The sequence below is a fragment of the Rhizobacter sp. P2_H2 genome (assembly GCF_056403375.1).
In genome coordinates, this window is the sequence record NZ_JBFUFP010001093.1 from 1 (window position 1) to 1757 (window position 1757).

General features: G+C 66.3%; 2 protein-coding genes. Both read left to right on the forward strand.

Going from position 1 to position 1757, the window contains the following annotated elements:
* A partial coding sequence (locus AC1D15_RS30360) for a S66 peptidase family protein (RefSeq protein ID WP_477828954.1) occupies nt 1–489 on the forward strand: 489 nt, incomplete at its 5' end.
* Nucleotides 490–704: 215 nt separating this feature from the next.
* Nucleotides 705–1757: ABC transporter substrate-binding protein (locus tag AC1D15_RS30365; protein WP_477828955.1), on the forward strand; the 1053-nt coding region annotated here is incomplete at its 3' end.

Genomic DNA, 1757 nt, shown 5'->3' on the forward strand with positions numbered 1-1757 from the left:
GTGCTCGACGAGGTGACGCCCGATTGCTTCTCCGAAGCGATGACCGGCGAACTCGAGGCCGTGGGCTTCCGCACCGAAGCCGGCTTCGAAGGCCTGGAGCTGAAGGGCACGCTGTGGGGCGGCAACCTGTGCGTGCTGAATGCGCTGCTCGGCACGCCGCACTTCCCGAAGGTCAAGGGCGGGATCCTGTTCGTCGAGGATGTCAACGAGCACCCCTACCGGATCGAGCGCAGCCTGCTGCAACTGCACCAGGCCGGCGTGCTCGGCACCCAGAAAGCGATTCTTCTCGGTGCATTCACCGAGTTCCGCAAGTCGCCGCTCGACCGCGGCTACTCGCTGAAGAGCATGGTCGAGTACCTGCGAAGCGTGACAAAAGTCCAGATCCTGACCGGTTTGCCGTTCGGGCACGTGCCGACCAAGCTGACACTGCCGGTCGGTCGCAAGGTCACCCTGCTCGTCGACGGCCGCAACGTTCTGGTTGGCTGGTAGCTGGTCGACTTCTTGCTTGCAACCGAATGCCCTGCTGGCTCGGGGCCGGTAAAGCCGTGGAAACCCCTGGCAAACCGGCTGCTCGCCGGGCTTTATCATTGCTGACTGCCTCGCGGCGACACGGCCACAAGCCGGGTTGTGTGAGGCTCTTGTTTTTTGTCCGGCCTGTGCTTACCCGCACGCGCCGTTTGTCTGCTGTCGAAGGAGTGCGCGGGATGCGGGGATCTGGAACGTGGCTGGGCCGTGGGCTCGCAGCCCTGCTCACCACCTGCGCCGTGCTGGCCGGCTGCGACAACAGCCCGCAGCCGAAGGGTGCCGCGCAGACGAACACGATGTTCACCGCGTACCAGGAGCGCTCGCCGCGCTACCTCGACCCGACCGCCTCCTACGCGAACAACGAGACGCCGATCACGTACCAGGTCTATGACCCGCTGTACGCGTACCACTACCTGAAGCGCCCGTTCGAGCTGATCCCGAAGACGGCGGCCGAGATCGCGCGCCCGCACTACCTCGACAAGAACGGCCAGCCGCTGGCCGACGACGCACCCGGCGAACTGGTCGCCGAGAGCGTCTACGACGTGAAGATCAAGCGCGGCGTGCTGTACGCACCGCATCCGGCCTTCGCGAAGAACGAGCAGGGCKGGTACCTGTACCACGACCTGAAGCCGGCCGACACCGAAGGCAAGCGTTCGCCGTGGGACTTCGCGAAGACCGGCACGCGCGAACTGGTCGCCGACGACTTCGTCTACGCGCTGAAGCGCCACGCCACGCCGCGCATCGAGGCGCCGATCTACGGCATCTTCTCCGAGTACGTGATCGGCCTGAAGGAGTACGGGGCGCAGATCAAGGCCGAGGACGCCAAGCTGCGCCAGGGGCTCGACCCGGCCTCGCTCGACAAGCCCTTCCTCGATTTCCGCAAGTGGCCGCTGGCCGGCGCGAGCGCGCTCGACGACCACACGCTGCGCATCCGCATCCGCGGCAAGTACCCGCAGTGGAAGTACTGGATGGCGATGACCTTCCTCGCGCCGGTGCCGTGGGAGGCCGACAAGTTCTACGCCCAGCCCGGCATGGCCAAGAATGGCCTGGCGCTGACGCGCTGGCCGGTCGGCACCGGCCCCTACATGCTGACCGAGTACGTGCAGGACCGCCGGCACGTGCTGAGCCGCAACCCGAACTACCGCGAAGACCTCTACCCCTGCGAAGGCGAGCCCGAGGACAAGGCCGCCGGCCTGCTGAAGGATTGCGGCAAGCCGATGCCCTTCATCGAC